Below are 18130 nucleotides of genomic sequence, written 5' to 3' on the forward strand. Positions count from 1 at the left end.
TGCCTGCGATCGAGTGCGAAGCACTCGCCAGACCTGACCACACTTCAAGAGGGTGCATCCAATGTCCCAAGAATACGATTACATCATTGTGGGTGCCGGCTCCGCCGGTAACACCCTGGCGACCCGTCTGACCGAAGACGAAGGCGTCACCGTTTTGCTGCTGGAGGCCGGTGGCCCCGACTACCGCCTCGACTTCCGTACCCAGATGCCAGCCGCCCTGGCCTTCCCGTTGCAAGGCCGCCGCTACAACTGGGCCTACGAAACCGATCCAGAGCCACACATGGACGGTCGTCGGATGGAATGCGGCCGCGGCAAGGGCCTGGGTGGCTCGTCGCTGATCAACGGCATGTGCTACATCCGTGGCAACGCCATGGACTACGACAACTGGGCGAAACTGCCGGGCCTGGAAGACTGGACCTACCTGGACTGCCTACCGTATTTCCGCAAGGCCGAAACCCGCGACATCGGCCCCAACGACTACCACGGTGGCGAAGGCCCGGTCAGCGTGACCACGCCGAAAGCGGGTAACAACCCGCTGTTCCACGCCATGGTCGAAGCCGGTGTGCAAGCCGGTTACCCGCGTACCGAAGACTTGAACGGTTACCAGCAAGAAGGCTTCGGCCCGATGGACCGTACCGTCACGCCGAACGGCCGTCGCGCCAGCACCGCGCGCGGTTACCTGGACACGGCTAAAAAGCGTTCGACCCTGACCATTGTCACCCACGCCCTTACCGACAAGGTGTTGTTCGAAGGCAAGCGTGCCGTTGGCGTGCGCTACCTGATCGGCGCCGCCGAAGAGCGCGTTGAAGCCCGTGCGCGTAAAGAAGTGCTGGTGTGCAGCGGCGCAATCGCTTCGCCGCAACTGCTGCAACGCTCCGGCGTCGGCCCGGCCAAACTGCTGGAAAGCCTCGACATCCCGGTGGTCCACGACCTGCCAGGCGTCGGCGAAAACCTGCAGGACCACCTTGAGCTGTACCTGCAATACGCGTGCACCCAGCCGGTGTCGCTATACCCATCGTTGCTTTGGTACAACCAGCCGGCGATTGGCGCCGAATGGCTGTTCAACGGCACCGGCATCGGCGCCAGCAACCAGTTCGAGGCCGGCGGCTTTATCCGTTCGCGTCCGGAATTCGAATGGCCGAACATCCAGTACCACTTCCTGCCGGTGGCGATTAACTACAACGGCAGCAACGGTGTGAAAGAGCACGGTTTCCAGGCACACATGGGCTCCATGCGTTCGCCTAGCCGTGGCCGCGTGCAATTGAAGTCGAAGAACCCACGGGACTACCCGAGCATCCTCTTCAACTACATGGCCACCGAGCAGGACTGGCAGGAGTTCCGCGACGGCATCCGCCTGACCCGTGAAATCATGCAGCAGCCGGCGCTGGATCCCTACCGTGGCCGCGAAATCAGCCCGGGCATCGAAGTGCAAACCGATGAGCAGCTGGACAAGTTCATCCGCGAGCACGCCGAAACCGCGTTCCACCCGTCCTGCTCATGCAAGATGGGCACCGACGAGATGGCCGTGGTGGATGGCGAAGGCCGCGTGCATGGCATGCAGGGCCTGCGGGTGGTCGATGCGTCGATCATGCCGATCATCACTACCGGCAACCTGAACGCGCCGACGATCATGATCGCCGAGAAAATCGCCGACAAGATCCGTGGCCGCAAGCCGCTGCCGCGCAGCAGCGCCGACTACTACGTGGCAGGCGATGCGCCAGTGCGTGGCAAGCCGTTGCGTGAAGTGGGGCCATTGGCGCAGTAACTCAAGCACCGCGGCGCCTGTATCGCAGGCAAGCCAGCTCCCACAGTTGACCGAGTTCGCCTGAACAACTCGGTCAACTGTGGGAGCCGGGCTTGCCCGCGATGAGGCCCGACCAGACACCGCAAAACCACCCGCCGACACTTTCCTTGATCAGCTCCCCGCCCAGGCCTACTCTGTTTGCCTGCCCGCGCTGAGCCGCCCACAAGGAAGGCCCCATGTTCGAACACCACACCACACTCAAAAAGCACTTCAGTGCCCTGCGCACCCGTGCTGAGTTCTTCTCGTTGCGTTACGTGCGCGAATCCGGCCAGTACCTGTCAGTACGCAAAAACGTCGCCGAGCCGCCACACCTGGGTCACGACGAGGGCGCCATGCTTACCGTGCGCCTCAATGGCGTGGAAGCCTACGCCGCGACCAACGATATTTCCCTGGCCGGTCTGCAAGCCGCCCTTGAACGCGCTGAACAGCAAGCCCGGCGGATTTTGCCCCACGCCCTGCTCGACCTGCGCCAGCAGCCAGTTTCCAGTGACGTCGGCGACTACCTGTCTCCCGACCTCGACCAGCCCTTCCCGTCCCTGAGCGATTGCTACCAACTGCTGGGCGATGAGTCTGCCGCCGTGCCCAAGGATGAGCGCCTGGTGACCTGGGAAGTCAGCCTGGGTACCACCCGGGTTGAACAGATTTACCTCAACAGCGCCGGCGCGCAATTACGCCAGGCCCAGCGTTTCGTCTTCCCCGGCCTGAGCGTCACCGCCTTCGACGGCAGCGACAGCCAGACCCGAACCCTGGGCGGTACCAACTTCGGCCAGCAAGGCAGTGCCGGCGTGATCCAGCGCTTTGGCCTGGTCGGCGCTGCCAGCCAGGTGGCCGACGAAGCCCTGCAATTGCTGCTCGCACCGAACACGCCCCACGGCCCACGTGACCTGCTGTTGATGCCCGACCAGATGATCCTGCAGATCCACGAATCCATCGGCCACCCGCTGGAGCTGGACCGTATCCTCGGTGACGAGCGCAATTACGCCGGCACCAGCTTTGTGAAGGCCAGCGACTTCGGCCATCTGCAATACGGCTCACCGTTGCTCAACGTGACCTTCGACCCGGACATCCCCGAACAACTCGCCAGCTACAGCCACGACGACGACGGCACCCGCGCCAGCAAGCAATTCCTGATCCGCGATGGCCTGCTGCTCAAGCCCTTGGGCGGTGCGTTGTCGCAATTTCGCGCCGACTTGCCAGGCGTCGCCAACAGCCGCGCCTGCGGCTGGAACCGCCCGCCCATCGACCGCATGGCCAACCTGAATATCGAGGCCGGCGATAAAAGCCTCGCGCAGCTTGTGGGCGGCATCGAACACGGCATCCTCATGTCGACCAACCGTTCGTGGTCCATCGACGATGCGCGCAACAAGTTCCAGTTCGGCTGTGAGTGGGGCCAGTTGATCGAAAACGGCGAACTCAAGGGCGTGGTGAAGAACCCCAACTACCGGGCGATTTCCGCGCAATTCTGGCGCAAGCTCAGCGCCGTCGGCGATGCCAGCACTTTCAAGGTATTGGGCACGCCGAACTGCGGCAAAGGCGAGCCCAACCAGGTGATCCGCGTCGGCCATGCATCGCCGGCCTGTGTGTTCAGTAACGTCGACGTATTTGGGGGAGATGCCTGATGGATAACTTCAAGGCATTGGCGGACTGGCTCAGGCAAGCCATCACCGACAAGGAACAATTTCATCTCGGCTACGCGGATGAGTCGTCCGAATTCGTGCGCTTGAACCATGCCAAGGTACGCCAGGCCGGACAGGTGCAACAGGCCAGCCTGAACCTCAAGCTGATCGACGCTGGTCGCCATGCGGACCTTGGCATCACCTTGTCCGGCGAGCCGGAACTGGACCGCCAGCGCCTCGCCGATGGCTTGGAACAGCTACGCCAAACCCTGCCGCTGCTGCCCCAGGATCCGTACCTGCTGCTCAACCACAACGCCTGGCAAAGCCACAACGAACAATTGCGACCGCTGCCGGACCTGGCGCAGGTGTTGCAAGACATCAGCCTGGCTGCCGAAGGCGTGGACCTGGTCGGCTTCTACGCAGCCGGGCCCATCAGCCGCGGGTTTGCCAGCTCCGAGGGTGCATTCGGCTGGCATCGGGCCAATAGCTTCAACTTCGATTTCAGCCTGTTCCACGCCAATGGCGAAGCGGTAAAAGCCAGCTACGCCGGGCACACCTGGAACAGCGCCGATTTCACCGCGCGTTTCCAACAGGCCCGTGAGCAACTGACGTTTCTCGGTCGCCCGCTGCACAATCTGGCGCCCGGCCAATACCGCGCCTACCTCGCCCCGGCAGCGTTGGAAGAAATCATCAGCATCATCACCTGGGGAGGGTTTTCCGCCCAGGCCATCGCCAGCAAGAGCAGTTCATTGCAGCGCCTGTATGCCGGTGAGCAGTCGTTGAACCCGATGGTGACGCTCGATGAGCAGATCAGCGGCTCCCTGAGCCAGGCGTTTTCCACCGAGGGCTACCCGCGCGAGGACGTTACCCTGATCAGCGCCGGCAAGGCGCGAGGCCAACTGGTGAATTCGCGCAGCGCCGCCGAATACGGCTTGAGCGCCAACGGCGCCAGCAGCGATGAATCGCCCAGTGCCCTGCAGATGGCGCCAGGCAGCCTGGCCCAGGCCGATATTCTCAAGCAGCTGGGCACCGGCCTGTATATCAGCAACCTGTGGTACCTGAACTATTCCGACCTGCCGGCGGCACGCCTGACCGGCATGACGCGCTTTGCCACGTTCTGGGTGGAAGACGGCAAGATCAAGGCGCCGGTCAGCACCATGCGTTTTGATGACAGCGTCTTCCAGTTGCTCGGTTCGCAATTGGAAGCGCTGACCGCTGATCGTGAATTGCTGCTGTCGCCCAGCACCTACAGCCAGCGCAATACCGCCTCCAATCTGTTGCCGGGAGCCCTGATCAAGCGCTTGACTCTGACCTTATAACCTTTGCCACCCACCCACGTGCCTGCACGTGTGCATGACCTTGCCTGGACCGGGCAAGCTGGAGCCTTGAGATGAACCATGGAAGTTTTGTCATAGAGAAGCTGTACAAGCACTACAACGTCCACGTAGAGCAACTGGGCAACCATCCGCACAGAAAAACCGTACTGATGGTCAACGGCGCGCTGTCCACCACGCGCTCCTTTGCCCGCACCAGCAAATGCCTGGCCGAGCATTTCAATGTGCTGCTGTTCGACTTGCCGTTCTCCGGCTACTCGCGCGAGCACAACGCCGAACTTGACCTGGTCACCAAGGACGACGAGGTGCAAATCCTGCGTGCCTTGGTGGATCGCTTTGAGGTCAACCATCTGGTCTCGGCCTCCTGGGGCGGTATCTCCACGCTGCTGACCCTGGCGCATAACCCGCCCTCCATCGAAAGCTCGGTGGTGATGGCCCTGGCGCCCAACCTCAACCAGGCGATGCTGGACTACGTGGAGCGCGTGCGCGTGTTGATCGAGGCCGATGACAAATCCGCGGTCGGCCACCTGCTCAACGAGACGGTGGGCAAATACCTGTCGCCGCGCCTCAAGCGCAACAACCACCGGCACCTGTCGACCATGGCCACTACGGAGTACCGCCAGGCGCGCTTTCACATTCACCAGGTCCTGGCCTTGGGCGATGGCAACTACTTGCCCGCGCTGCGACAGATCGAGACGCCGGTGAACTTTCTCAACGGTGCGCTGGACGAATACACCCCGGCGGCCGAGGCCCAGTTGTTCAAACAGTACGTAGGCCGCAGCAGCTTTGCGGTGGCCGAACATACCGGCCACCTGCTGGACCTGGAGTCTCGGGAGGCGGCCTTGGCGGTTCACCGCGCGTTGTTGGATTTCCTGGTCGGAGAGCACGCAACCTTGCCGAACCTAGACGAACCGCCAGTGGGAAAAGGAGCGCTGGATGGCGCATAATCGCCAACACATAGCCTGCTAATAAAAGGGTTTCCATGCCGAATCGCGCCCCTCTCGATGCCAAGACCGCCCGCTGGCTACCCTGGGTGGTCGCCATTGCCTTCTTCATGCAATCGCTGGATGGGACGATCCTCAACACGGCTCTGCCGGCCATGGCCCGGGACCTCGCGGAGAACCCGCTGCGCATGCAAGGGGTAGTGATCGCCTACATGCTCACCGTCGCCCTGCTGATCCCCGCATCGGGCTGGATCGCCGACCGCTTCGGCACCAAGAAAATTTTCTTTGGCGCGATCATGCTGTTCAGCATCGGTTCGTTGCTGTGCGCTCTGTCCAGCAGTTTGACCATGCTGGTGGGGGCACGGGTGATCCAGGGCTTGGGCGGTGCTCTGATGCTGCCGGTGGGGCGCTTGGTGGTACTGCGGGCTTACCCGCGTTCCGAGCTGGTGCGGATCATGGGTTTCATTACCATCCCCGGCCTGCTCGGCCCGTTGCTGGGCCCGACCATGGGCGGCTGGATGGTGCAGTACCTGACCTGGCACTGGATCTTCCTGATCAACCTGCCGGTGGGCATGATCGGCTGCTACGCCGTGTGGAAGTTCATCCCCGACCTGCGGGGCAGCGAGCGCACACGCTTCGACGGCCTGGGTTTCCTGCTGTTCGGCGCAGCCATGGTGTTGATCACCATTGCCATGGAGGGCCTGGGCGAACTGCACCTGCCGCACCTGCGGGTGATGTTGCTGCTGTTCGGCGGGCTGGCGTGCCTGGCGGCGTACTGGTTGCGCGCCGGGCATATCGATAACCCGCTGTTCTCCCCGATACTGTTCAAGACCCGCACCTTTGCCGTGGGCATTCTCGGCAACCTGTTTGCGCGGCTGGGCAGCGGCGCATTGCCGTTCCTGGTGCCGCTGCTCTTGCAGGTGGCGCTGGGCTACTCGCCGTCGGAAGCCGGAATGAGCATGCTGCCGCTGGCTGCTGCGGCAATGTTCGCCAAGTCTGTGGCCAGGCCGCTGATCGAGCGCCTCGGCTACCGCATTGTGCTGACCGGCAACACCCTGGCCCTGGGCGCAATGCTGGCAAGCATGGGCCTGGTCAGCGCACACACACCCTACCCGCTGCTGCTGGGCATGCTGGCGGTGCTGGGGGCGATCAACTCCCTGCAATTTACGGCGATGAACACCGTGACCCTGATCGACCTCGACGACGCCCAGGCCAGCAGTGGCAACAGCTTGCTGTCGGTGGTGGCGCAATTGTCCCTGAGCCTCGGAGTAGCCTGCGCCGGTGCGTTGCTCGGCGGCTTTACCGCCGAGGCGGGCAACGATGGGGTGGAAAGCGTGCTCGGTGCCTTCCAGCTGACCTTTCTCACTGTGGGCATCATGGCGATGCTGGCGGCGGCGATCTTCCTGCAACTGTCGCCAAAAGACGGCAAACGGGTGGTCAGTCGCGAGCACGATATCGAGCACTGACGGGCTTCTCGTCGAGAACTTGCAGGGAAAATCCCACGGGGCTGGTACACTGCGCGACATTTTGTTTTGCAGAGCCAGTCCCGTGACTACCATCGCCACCGCTTTTAATACTTTGCCCCTGTCCGCCGCCATGCTGGCTAACCTCGACTCGCTGGGGTATGTCGAGATGACGCAGATCCAGGCGCAAAGCTTGCCGGTGATCCTCAAGGGGCTGGACCTGATTGCCCAGGCCAAGACCGGCAGCGGCAAGACCGCCGCCTTCGGCATCGGCCTGTTGAACCCGATCAACCCCCGTTACTTCGGTTGCCAGGCGCTGGTGATGTGCCCGACCCGTGAGCTGGCCGACCAGGTCGCCAAGGAAATCCGTCGCCTGGCCCGTGCCGAAGACAATATCAAGGTGCTGACCCTGTGCGGCGGCGTGTCCCTCGGCCCGCAGATCGCTTCCCTGGAGCATGGCGCCCATGTGATCGTCGGCACCCCGGGCCGTATCCAGCAGCACCTGCGCAAAGGTTCGTTGGTACTGGACGGCTTGAACACCCTGATCCTCGACGAAGCCGACCGCATGCTCGACATGGGCTTCTACGACGCCATCGAAGACATCATCAGCAAGACCCCACCGCGCCGCCAGACCCTGCTGTTCTCGGCCACCTACCCGGTGAGCATCAAGCAACTGGCCTCCAAGTTCATGCGTGCGCCTCAGCAAGTGAAAGCCGAAGCGTTCCACTCCGATGACCAGATCGAGCAGCGCTTCTACGAGATCTCTCCGGAAGAACGCATGGACGCCGTGACCAAGGTGCTGGCGCACTTCCGTCCGGCCTCCTGCGTGGCGTTCTGCTTTACCAAGCAGCAAGTGCAGGAGACCGTGGATCACCTGACATCCAAAGGTATTTCCGCTGTCGGCCTGCACGGCGACCTGGAACAGCGCGACCGTGACCAGGTACTGGCCATGTTCGCCAACCGCAGTACCTCCGTGCTGGTCGCCACTGACGTCGCCGCCCGTGGTCTGGACATCGACTCGCTGGACATGGTGATCAACGTCGAATTGGCCCGCGACTCGGAAATCCATATTCACCGTGTAGGCCGTACCGGTCGTGCCGGTGAGACCGGCATTGCCATCAGCCTGGTGGCGCCGTCCGAAGCGCACCGCGCCCAGGCCATCGAACAGTTGCAGAAATCGCCGCTGAACTGGGACCAACTGGACAACCTCAAGCCGCAAAGCGGTGGCCCGCTGCTGCCGCAGATGAGCACCCTGTGCATCGCTGCCGGGCGCAAGGACAAGGTTCGCCCAGGCGACATCCTCGGTGCATTGACCGGTGAAGCCGGCATTCCGGGCGCCCAGGTCGGCAAGATCGCGATCTTCGACTTCCAGGCATTCGTGGCCGTGGAGCGTGGCATCGCCAAGCAGGCGTTGCAGCGTTTGAATGACGGCAAGATCAAAGGCCGTTCGCTGCGCGTGCGGATTTTGTAATAACACCGAGTTCCCATTGCAGGAACCGAATCAATGTGGGAGCTGGCTTGCCTGCGATAGCGGTGTGAATTCACTACCGCTATCGCAGGCAAGCCAGCTCCCACAGTGTTGATTGCATTTCAGATCAATATTTTTTGTGAGGACATGGCTGTGCGCTCGACCGAAGTTGTGATCATTGGCGCCGGCGCCGCAGGCTTGATGTGTGCGCTGACCGCCGCCGGGCGTGGGCGCAAGGTGATGTTGATCGACCACGCCAACAAGGCCGGCAAAAAAATCCTGATGTCCGGTGGTGGCCGCTGCAACTTCACCAACATGTACACCGAGCCGGCCAACTTCCTCTCGCACAACGCACACTTCTGCAAGTCGGCCCTGGCCCGTTACACGCAGTGGGATTTCATCGGGCTGGTCGCCAAGCACGGCGTGCCCTACCACGAGAAGAAACTCGGCCAGCTGTTCTGCGATAACAAGTCCAGCGATATCCTCGGCATGCTGCTCGATGAGTGCATCCAGACCGGCGTGAGCCTGCACCTGGACACCTGCGTCGAGGACATCGCCAAGCTCGACAGCGGCTACCAGCTGCAGACCACCCTGGGCGAACTGCGCTGCGAATCCCTGGTGATTGCCACTGGCGGCTTGTCGATCCCCACACTGGGCGCCACCGGTTATGGCTATCAAGTCGCCAGGCAATTCGGCCATGAACTGCTGCCGACGCGCGCCGGGCTGGTGCCGTTCACCATCACCGACCAGCTCAAGCCATTGTGCAGCGAGTTATCCGGCACTTCGGTGGATTGCCTGGTGAGCTGCAACGGCCAGAGCTTTCGCGAGAACATCCTGTTTACTCATCGCGGCCTGAGCGGGCCGGCGATTTTGCAGATATCTTCCTACTGGGAATCGGGCGACACGGTGGAAATCAATCTGTTGCCCGATCATGACGCCCATGACTGGCTGCAACAGCAACAGGCCGAGCATCCCAACAGCGAGTTAAAGACCCTGCTGGGGGAGATTTTCACCAAGAAGATGGCCAACCTGCTTGCCCAAAGCTGGTTCGAATCCAAACCGATGAAGCAGTACACCCATGCTGAAATTGCCGATATCGCGCAAAAGCTTGGGAGCTGGCAACTCGTACCGGCCGGCACCGAGGGCTATCGCACTGCTGAGGTAACCTTAGGTGGAGTGGATACGCGGGAGGTGTCGTCCAAGACCATGGAGTCGCTGAAAAGCCCGGGCTTGTACTTTATCGGTGAAGTGCTGGATGTGACCGGTCACCTGGGAGGGTTCAACTTCCAGTGGGCCTGGGCCTCGGGCTACGCAGCCGCGCAATACGCCTGACTTGCACTTTGAAATGCAATCCCCTGTGGGCGCTGGCTTGCCTGCGATAGCGGTGTTGGATTCACCGCCGCTATCGCAGCGATGCGGCGGCCCGACAAGCCAGCTCCCACAATGGTTTTGCAGTGTTACTGAAAATTTTGCTGTCCGATGTGATCGCTACGCTTGCCGTGGCGTCCTTGATAGCTCAATTTAGCGACAACGTCCCGGAAGACTCCAGACTTCATGTCATCGACCTCGTTCAAGCAGTCCATGCGGCGCCTGTGGGCGCTGGATAAATTCAGCTACAGCGTACGGGTGTTCATCGCTCTCACCGGCAGCATGGCGCTGTGTTGGTACCAGGATGAAATGACGCTGCTGATCCCGCTGTTCCTGGGGATTATCGCCAGCGCCCTGGCCGAGACCGATGACAGTTGGCAAGGCCGCCTCAATGCCCTGGCGGTGACGCTGGTGTGTTTCAGCATCGCTGCGCTGTCGGTGGAGCTGCTGTTCCCCTACCCCTGGATCTTTGCCATCGCCCTGGCCCTGGCCAGCTTCTGCCTGACCATGCTGGGGGCCTTGGGTGAGCGCTATGGCGCGATTGCCTCGGCCACGTTGATCCTGTCGGTCTACACCATGATCGGCGTGGACCAGCGCGGCGGCGCCGTCACCGACTTCTGGCATGAACCGTTGCTGCTGGTGGCCGGTGCCGCCTGGTACGGGGTGCTGTCGGTGCTGTGGCAGGTACTGTTTTCCAACCAGCCGGTGCAGCAGAGCCTGGCGCGGTTGTTCCGTGAACTGGGACGTTACCTCAAGCTCAAGTCATCCTTATTCGAACCGATACGCCAGCTGGATGTGGAAGCACGCCGCCTCGAACTGGCCCAGCAAAACGGCCGTGTGGTCGCGGCGTTGAATGCGGCCAAGGAAATCATCCTGCACCGCGTCGGCAACGGTCGGCCCGGCTCGAAGGTCAGCCGCTACCTGAAACTCTATTTCCTGGCCCAGGACATCCACGAGCGCGCCAGTTCCTCCCACTACCCCTACAACGCCCTCACCGAAGCCTTCTTCCACAGCGATGTGCTGTTCCGCTGCCAGCGCCTGCTGCGCCAGCAAGGCAAGGCGTGCCAGACCCTGGCCGAGTCGATCCAACTGCGCCAGCCGTTCATCTATGACGACAGCTTCGCCGAAGCCCTGGGCGACCTCAACGCCTCCCTGGAACACCTGCGCATCCAGAGCAACCCGGCCTGGCGTGGCCTGTTGCGCTCGTTGCGCGCCTTGGCGGCCAACCTGTCCACCCTCGACCGCCTGCTGGGAGACGCAAGCAACCCCGACGCCCTGGCCGACGCCACCGACAGCAATCTGCTGGACCGCGCCCCGCGCAACCTCAAGGAAATGTGGACGCGCCTGCGCACCCAGTTGACGCCGACTTCACTGCTGTTTCGCCACGCCTTGCGCCTGTCACTGGCGCTGACCATCGGCTACGGCACCCTGCATGCGATCCACGCGTCCCAGGGTTACTGGATCATCCTCACCACCCTGTTTGTCTGCCAGCCCAGCTACGGTGCTACGCGGCGCAAGCTCGGCCAGCGCATCATCGGTACCGCCATCGGACTCACCGTGGCCTGGGCGCTGTTCGACCTGTTTCCCAACCCCGTGGTGCAATCAATGTTCGCCATCGCCGCGGGCCTGGTGTTCTTTATCAACCGCACCACGCGCTACACCCTGGCTACGGCGGCGATCACCTTGATGGTGCTGTTCTGCTTCAACCAGGTGGGCGATGGCTACGGGCTGTTCCTGCCGCGCCTGTTCGATACCTTGCTCGGCAGCCTGATCGCGGGCCTGGCGGTATTCCTGTTCCTGCCGGACTGGCAAGGCCGGCGCCTGAACAAAGTGTTGGCCAACACCCTGACCTGCAACAGCATCTACCTGCGCCAGATCATGCAGCAATACGCCGCCGGCAAGCGCGACGACCTGGCCTACCGCCTGGCCCGCCGCAACGCCCACAACGCCGATGCCGCACTGTCCACCACCCTGGCGAATATGCTGATGGAGCCGGGGCACTTCCGTAAGGAAGCCGATGTGGGCTTTCGCTTCCTGGTGCTGTCCCACACCCTGCTCAGCTATTTGTCAGGGCTGGGTGCGCACCGCGAAACCCAACTGCCGGCCGATGTGCGCGAGCATTTGATCGACGGCGCCGGGCACGCCCTGGCATTGAGCATCGACGAGATCGCCAGTGGGCTGGCGAATAAACAGCCGATTGCGATTCAGAGTGATGCCGAGGAAGCGTTGGCGGCAGAGCTGGAGCAAATGCCCGATGAGATCGACGAAGGGCAACGGTTGGTGCAGACGCAATTGGCGTTGATTTGCCGACAGTTGGGGCCGTTGCGCACCTTGGCGGCGCATCTGATCAAGGATACCAGCGCGGCTTAGGCCGCTATCGCAGGCAAGCCAGCTCCCACCTTGAAATGCATTCCAATGTGGGAGCCGGGCTTGCCCGCGATGAGGCCCGCAAGAACGCTACATCCCATGCGCCTTCATCAACCGCGCATAACTGCCATCCGCCTTCATCCTGGCAATCTCCCGATCGAAACCAGCGACGATCTGCGCATGCTCGGGGTTCTTCAGGCTGACCAGGATGTGCAGGCTGTTCTCGCTCAATGGCTTGCCCACAAACGCCACGGCATCGCGCACTCGCGGCGACTCTCGTGCCAGGTAATAGCGCGCTACGTATTCATCCTCCAGCGTCAGTCGCACACGCTGCGCCGCCAGCATGCGCACGGCCATGGCGAAGTTATGCACCGGCACTTTCTGCAACTGGGTGTCTTGATCGAACGTCGCTGAGTAGGCGTAACCGCGCACCACGGCGATGGCCTCGTCGTGCAGTGCGTCCAGGCTGTGATATTCGATGGCATCGTCGCTACGCTTGAGAAAGCGCACACGGTTAAGCAAGTACTCGCCGGAAAACTGCCCCAGGTGCGTGCGGTCCTCGTTGTACCAGGCGTTGATCAGCACGTCGTAGCGCCCATCCCCCACGCCCTTCAATGCGCGCGCCCAGGGCACCTGTTCAAAATCACTGGCGTACCCGGCACGGGCCAGGGCCGTACGGACGATATCAGTAGCCAAGCCGCCATTGACCAAGGTGGCATCAGTAAACGGTGGCCAACCATCCGCCACCAGGCGCAAACGTTGTGCCAGCGCCGGTTGAGCCAGCAACAACACTGCGATCAAAGCAACGGCACGAGTCAATCGCGGCATGCTTAAAGTCCTTGGCGGGCAGGCGATGGCCTGATAACAGTAGCTCATCAATGAGCTTGCATTGCAGATTACACAAAGAAGCCCGCCGCGCATGCACAGAATGATGGCAAATTGACGCCATTCACAAAATGGCCGATTTTAGACAGCAGCGCCCGTCGCGCTTACTATCCCTGGCAGGTCTTTATAAGAGCGCACATCATGACGGTTGATTGGGTCTGCAAACATCACGACGACTTAGGCAAGGAACAGCTGTACGCCATCCTGCGCCTGCGCAACGAGGTCTTCGTCGTCGAACAAAAATGCGTCTACCAGGACATAGATAGCCAGGACCTGGCGGGTGACACCCACCACCTCATGGCCTGGCAAAATGATGAGCTGGTGGCCTACCTGCGGTTACTCGACCCGGAGTCCCAGGGCGGCGATGTGGTGATCGGCCGCGTTATCGTAGCAAAGGTGGCACGGGGCAGCGGGCTGGGGCATCAGATGATGGATGAAGCGCTCAAGCGCATAGAGGATATCTGGCCGCAAATGCCGGTTTACCTGTCGGCGCAGGCGCATTTGCAGGGCTATTATGGGCGGTATGGGTTTGTGGTGGCAGGGGAGGAATACCTGGAAGACGATATTCCACATATCGGTATGCGCCGCGCTTGAGGGCCTCATCGGGGGCTTGTCCCCGATGGCACCAGACCAGCCGCCCCTGCCTCAGGGATAACCCAACACCTGCTTGATCGACGCAAGATTGGCCTCGATCCACCGTCGATCAATCGCGCCCCAATCACGAATCCGATAATTCCCCGCGTGGTTGCGCGCTCCCTCTTGCTGTTCAAACTCGCAGACGATATCCAGGTCTGCCAACGCCGCAATCGTGTCCTGGGCCGTGCGCCGGGGCATGCCGGTGGCCTCGGTGAGCGCGGGCACGCTGCTGGCCAACTGGCTGTCGATCAGATACGCCACATACAGGCGACGATAAAAGCTACTCTTGGTCTTGCTCACATCCATGGTCAGTCGCCTTGTGCTCAGGGTTTGCCCTGCAAATCGCGCCAGGTGAGGTAGACCCGCAGGTCGAACTCCACCTGATGGTAGCCCGGCAGCATGTATTCGCAGAGTTTGTAGAACGCCTTGTTGTGGTCCGATTCCTTGAAGTGGGCCAGTTCGTGCACCACGATCATGCGCAGAAACTGCGGCGCCGCCTCCTTGAACAGCGAAGCGATGCGAATCTCCTTCTTGGATTTGAGATTACCGCCCTGCACCCGCGATATCGTGGTGTGCAAACCCAGGGCGCGATGAGTCAGGTCCAGCCGGTTATCGAACAGCACTTTATCAATAGAGGGTGCGTTGCGCAGGTGCTCCTGCTTCAAGGCCAGGGCATAGGCGTACAGGGCCTTGTCGCTCTGCACGGCGTGGCGTTCGGGGTAACGCTGTTCCAGGTAGGCGCCCAACTGGTCTTTGGCAATCAGTTGGCGCACCTGCTCCTGGAGCGCAGCGGGATAGGCCTGGAGGTACTTCAACGCGGTCATGGGGTCTGCAACGCAATTCGGACGGGCGCCAGTGTAGCCAATTCAAGGCAAATGCGGGTACGACCAACCAGCAACGTCCTCGGCCATCAACGGCGCCGCCGCCCACGGTCCCTGGATGTGCGTGCAGCCATTGGCTTTGAGCCACTGGATCTGCTCAAGGGTCTGCACCCCCTCGGCAATCACCAGCACATCAAAATGCCCACACAACTGGATGATGCTGTGTGCCATCGCCGCATCCCGCGTCGAACCGGGCAGGCGCGCCACCAGTTGCGGGTCAAGCTTGAGGGTGTCGAACTGCAAGTCCCGCAAATGGGCCAGTGAACAGTGACCTGAACCAAAGTCATCCAGGGCAATACGCACCCCAATCCGGCGCAATAGCTGCAGCTGTTTGGTCGACTCCTCCAGGTTACTCATCAGGCAGTTCTCGCCGATTTCCACCTCCAGTTGCCGCCCCTGCAGCCCATATCGCTCCAGGATCTGCTGCAGTTGGCTGGCCAGGTTGGGCATATTGAACTGACTGCTGCTCAGGCTCACGCTCAGCACCAGCTCAGGGTCGAAGATGCCCTGCCAGGCCTGGCGCTGGGCAGCGACTTGCTGGTAGATCCAGGCGCTCAACTGGCTGATCAACCGCGCCTCTTCCAGCAGCGGCAAGAACAAACCCGGCGGTACATCGCCGACGCTCGGATGCTGCCAGCGCAACAACGCTTCGACGCCGCGCAAACGTCCATCCACAACACAAACCTGGGGCTGGTACACCAGGGTGAAATCCTTGTTTTGAATGGCGGTGCGCACGCTGTCTTCAAGCATCAGCCGCGAACGGGCACGGCCGTTCATTTCCTGGTCGTAATAACGATACTGCTGACGGCCAGCCCGCTTGGCTTCGTACATCGCAATGTCCGCCGCTCGCAACAGGCCGTTCAGGTCCGAGCCACAATCCGGGAACGTCGCAATCCCGATACTGACCCCGAGCATCACCTCCAAACCGTCGACCTGCTGGCACACAGACACCCGCTCGATGAGCTTTTCCGCGATCTTCGCCGCCTGTTCGGGAAATTCCAGCTCCAGCAACGCGGTGAACTCGTCCCCGCCCATGCGCCCGAGAATGTCGTAGGAGCGCAGACAGGCCTGCATCTGTTCCGACACCCAGCACAGCACTCGGTCGCCAGCGTCGTGGCCCAGCGTATCGTTGACCCGCTTGAAGCCATCCAGGTCCAAGTACAGCAAGACCAGCGCCTGCTCGTTGCGTTCGTTGCGCAACAGGGTGTTCTCTACCGCCTGATGAAAACCACGTCGATTCAACAGCCCGGTCAACGGATCGGTCACGGCCTGGAATTCCAGTTGCTGATGAAGATGGCGCACTTCGGACATGTCCAGCACCGTCACGACCATGGCCTTCTGCTCGGCAGGCAACGGCGCACAGGACAATGCCACCGGCACCTGCTGGCCGCGCCCGGTGCGCAAAATGGCGTCATGCTGGCGCCACGTCTCGCCTCTGCGATACGCCTCGTACATCGGGAAGCCCAACCAGGCGGGCACATGGGGCTTTTGCAGGAAACTCAGGAAACTCTCGCCCTGCAGCTCAGCCATCGTGGCGTTCAGCAGACGCGAGATAGCCGGGTTGGCGTACTCGATCACACTGCCTTCGCCCACCACCAGGATGCCCTCGGCAGCGTTATCCAGTATCGAGGCATTAAAGGCCCGGGCCAGCTCCAGGTCATGGCTCAGGCACTGCAAGGCACGGCGGTTGCGCTGATGCTCGAGCAACGCCTGCACCTTGGGCTTGAGGATATGCGGGTCAAACGGCTTGAACAGGTAATCGATCGCTCCGATGGCATAGCCTTCAAGCACCGCCGCGGGGGACTGGGCAGTGGCCGTCAGGAAGATAATTGGCGTCATGCGTGTGCGTTGGTTGCCACGCATCAGGCGCGCCACCTCGAAGCCGTCCATACCGGGCATGCGCACGTCCAGCAGCACCAGGTCGACATCGTGGGCCAGCAGCAACTCCAAGGCTTCCAGGCCGGACGTGGCGGTGATCACCTGCCAGTCTTCACGTTGCAACAACGCACGCATGCTGACGAGGTTTTCCGGGTAGTCATCGACCACCAGAAGAACCGAACTTGCATCGCCGGGTTGTGGAGCGCCATCCATGCTACGTCTCTTCCTTAGGGAGCTGCACCGGTCACTTCTGCTACAAAGGCCGGATAAACACTGAGGGCTCACTCTAGCCCCGGTTCCAAAAAAGCAGAAGTGACGCCGATGCCCTCATTGCACCAAAGCCAAGGAAGCCGACTAACGGTAAGGCCCTGTAGCCCGCGATTCATGGGCAACATGGCTTTTTGGCATTCCTCTGACGCCAATAAATTGCCAGCAATTGTTTAACAATCGTACGAGCAGCGCCTATAAAGAACCGGTAAGGCCTCTGGGCCAACGCTTTCACCCTCTGTAAAAGGCCAACACCATGATCGACCTTTCCACCTGGAACCTGAGCATTCCGGTCGGCTCCCCGCCCACGACCATCGACACCCCGAGGCTGCTGAGCGGCTTCAACGATCAATACTTCCAGGCCGAAGGCAGCGACGTGCAGTTCTGGACCCCCGTCACCGGCACCCGTACCGAAAACGCCATCTACCCGCGCAGCGAACTGCGCGAAACCTACGCCGACGGCCGCCTGCGCAACTGGACCTACCCCGAGGCCGACAACTTTCTGCGCGCCACCCTGGCGGTCAACCAGGTGCCCTCCTCCGGCAAAATCGTGATCGGCCAGATCCACGCCTATGACAGCCAGAAACCCTTGATCAAGCTGGAGTACCAATTCAAGGAGAAAACCCAGACCGGTAACATCGTCGCCAAGGTGCGCATGCGCCCGGATGAAGCCGAAAGCCGGGTGATCATCGTCGCCTCCAACGTACCGCTGGAGAAGAGCTTCACCTATGTGATCAACCTCAACAAAGCCGGGTTGCTCAGCGTGTATGCCGCTGACAGTGAGTGGAATGAACGCATCGGTGCGGCCTGGGGCGACAAGCCGTTGTACTTCAAGGCGGGGGTGTATGTGCAGGACAATTCGGGCGACACCAATGAAGGTGCGCGGGTGACGTTTGCCAAGTTGGATATTGATCACGAGTGAAGCGTCCCGCGATGCACAGGATTTTTCCCGGATAAATCCAACGCCTTAAACGCACCGCAACCCCCTGTGGGAGCCGGGCTCGCCCGCGATGGCGGCGTATAAGCCAATATCCTTGGCGCCTGACACACTGCCATCGCGGGCAAGCCCGGCTCCCACCTTGACTGTGCGTCGGTTCAAGGTCCGGTGCGAGTCCTACAGCACCGTTGCGACAAGCCAAAGAACACCGTGGTTTCGGCGCTTCATCTGCAAGTTGATTAAATGGTGTCCATAAAAAAGCCCGCATCGCTGCGGGCTTCT

Annotated in this window: 14 protein-coding genes; 10 read left to right on the plus strand and 4 right to left on the minus strand. The window is 61.5% G+C overall.

Annotated features, from left to right (window positions below; all coding sequences use genetic code 11):
* Positions 1 to 61: 61 nt before the first annotated feature.
* The 8 genes from betA to yccS all read left to right on the plus strand — a co-directional run bounded on the left by betA (position 62) and on the right by yccS (position 12367).
* Entirely contained in the window at positions 62 to 1765 is a 1704-nt protein-coding gene (betA, locus tag TU73_RS22115; protein ID WP_057013997.1) for a choline dehydrogenase, read from the plus strand.
* Between the two features lie 215 nt (positions 1766 to 1980).
* Positions 1981 to 3423: a TldD/PmbA family protein gene (locus TU73_RS22120; RefSeq protein WP_057013998.1), complete on the plus strand. Its 1443-nt coding sequence runs from the start codon at positions 1981 to 1983 to the stop codon at positions 3421 to 3423.
* The gene (locus TU73_RS22125) at positions 3423 to 4739 is read left to right on the plus strand and encodes a TldD/PmbA family protein (protein WP_057013999.1); all 1317 of its coding nucleotides are present in this window, start codon (positions 3423 to 3425) and stop codon (positions 4737 to 4739) included. Before TU73_RS22120 ends, TU73_RS22125 begins: the two co-directional genes overlap by 1 nt.
* Before the next feature lie 71 nt (positions 4740 to 4810).
* Positions 4811 to 5701: an alpha/beta fold hydrolase gene (locus TU73_RS22130; RefSeq protein WP_057014000.1), complete on the plus strand. Its 891-nt coding sequence runs from the start codon at positions 4811 to 4813 to the stop codon at positions 5699 to 5701.
* A gap of 35 nt (positions 5702 to 5736) precedes the next feature.
* Entirely contained in the window at positions 5737 to 7164 is a 1428-nt protein-coding gene (mdtD, locus tag TU73_RS22135) for a multidrug transporter subunit MdtD (RefSeq protein ID WP_057014001.1), read from the plus strand.
* 130 nt (positions 7165 to 7294) lie between these two features.
* The gene (gene dbpA / locus TU73_RS22140; protein WP_231501119.1) at positions 7295 to 8632 is read left to right on the plus strand and encodes an ATP-dependent RNA helicase DbpA; all 1338 of its coding nucleotides are present in this window, start codon (positions 7295 to 7297) and stop codon (positions 8630 to 8632) included.
* Positions 8633 to 8782: 150 nt separating this feature from the next.
* A complete protein-coding gene (locus TU73_RS22145) occupies positions 8783 to 9961 on the plus strand; it encodes a BaiN/RdsA family NAD(P)/FAD-dependent oxidoreductase (protein WP_057014019.1) in 1179 nt (392 codons plus the stop codon).
* 222 nt (positions 9962 to 10183) lie between these two features.
* Positions 10184 to 12367 (plus strand): YccS family putative transporter, encoded by a 2184-nt coding sequence (gene yccS / locus TU73_RS22150; RefSeq protein ID WP_057014002.1) that lies wholly within the window; start codon positions 10184 to 10186, stop codon positions 12365 to 12367.
* Between the two features lie 87 nt (positions 12368 to 12454).
* Here the strand turns inward: yccS and TU73_RS22155 are convergent, their stop codons facing one another.
* Complete coding sequence (locus TU73_RS22155) at positions 12455 to 13192, minus strand: substrate-binding periplasmic protein (protein WP_057014003.1); 738 nt, start codon at positions 13190 to 13192, stop codon at positions 12455 to 12457.
* A 198-nt stretch (positions 13193 to 13390) separates the two neighbouring features.
* Between TU73_RS22155 and TU73_RS22160 the strand changes: the two genes are divergently transcribed.
* The gene (locus TU73_RS22160) at positions 13391 to 13843 is read left to right on the plus strand and encodes a GNAT family N-acetyltransferase (RefSeq protein ID WP_057014004.1); all 453 of its coding nucleotides are present in this window, start codon (positions 13391 to 13393) and stop codon (positions 13841 to 13843) included.
* 51 nt (positions 13844 to 13894) lie between these two features.
* Here TU73_RS22160 and TU73_RS22165 read toward each other — a convergent pair whose 3' ends face one another.
* The 3 genes from TU73_RS22165 to TU73_RS22175 are packed head-to-tail and all read right to left on the minus strand — an operon-like array spanning position 13895 to position 16857.
* The gene (locus TU73_RS22165) at positions 13895 to 14191 is read right to left on the minus strand and encodes a winged helix-turn-helix domain-containing protein (RefSeq protein WP_057014005.1); all 297 of its coding nucleotides are present in this window, start codon (positions 14189 to 14191) and stop codon (positions 13895 to 13897) included.
* 17 nt (positions 14192 to 14208) lie between these two features.
* Positions 14209 to 14709 (minus strand): M48 metallopeptidase family protein, encoded by a 501-nt coding sequence (locus TU73_RS22170; RefSeq protein WP_057014006.1) that lies wholly within the window; start codon positions 14707 to 14709, stop codon positions 14209 to 14211.
* A gap of 42 nt (positions 14710 to 14751) precedes the next feature.
* Positions 14752 to 16857, minus strand: coding sequence for a putative bifunctional diguanylate cyclase/phosphodiesterase (locus TU73_RS22175; protein WP_057014007.1), 2106 nt, complete (start codon positions 16855 to 16857; stop codon positions 14752 to 14754).
* A 310-nt stretch (positions 16858 to 17167) separates the two neighbouring features.
* Between TU73_RS22175 and TU73_RS22180 the strand changes: the two genes are divergently transcribed.
* Positions 17168 to 17833: a polysaccharide lyase family 7 protein gene (locus tag TU73_RS22180; protein ID WP_057014008.1), complete on the plus strand. Its 666-nt coding sequence runs from the start codon at positions 17168 to 17170 to the stop codon at positions 17831 to 17833.
* Positions 17834 to 18130 lie beyond the last annotated feature (297 nt).

This window comes from Pseudomonas libanensis, assembly GCF_001439685.1.
GTDB classification, from domain to species: domain Bacteria; phylum Pseudomonadota; class Gammaproteobacteria; order Pseudomonadales; family Pseudomonadaceae; genus Aquipseudomonas; species Aquipseudomonas libanensis.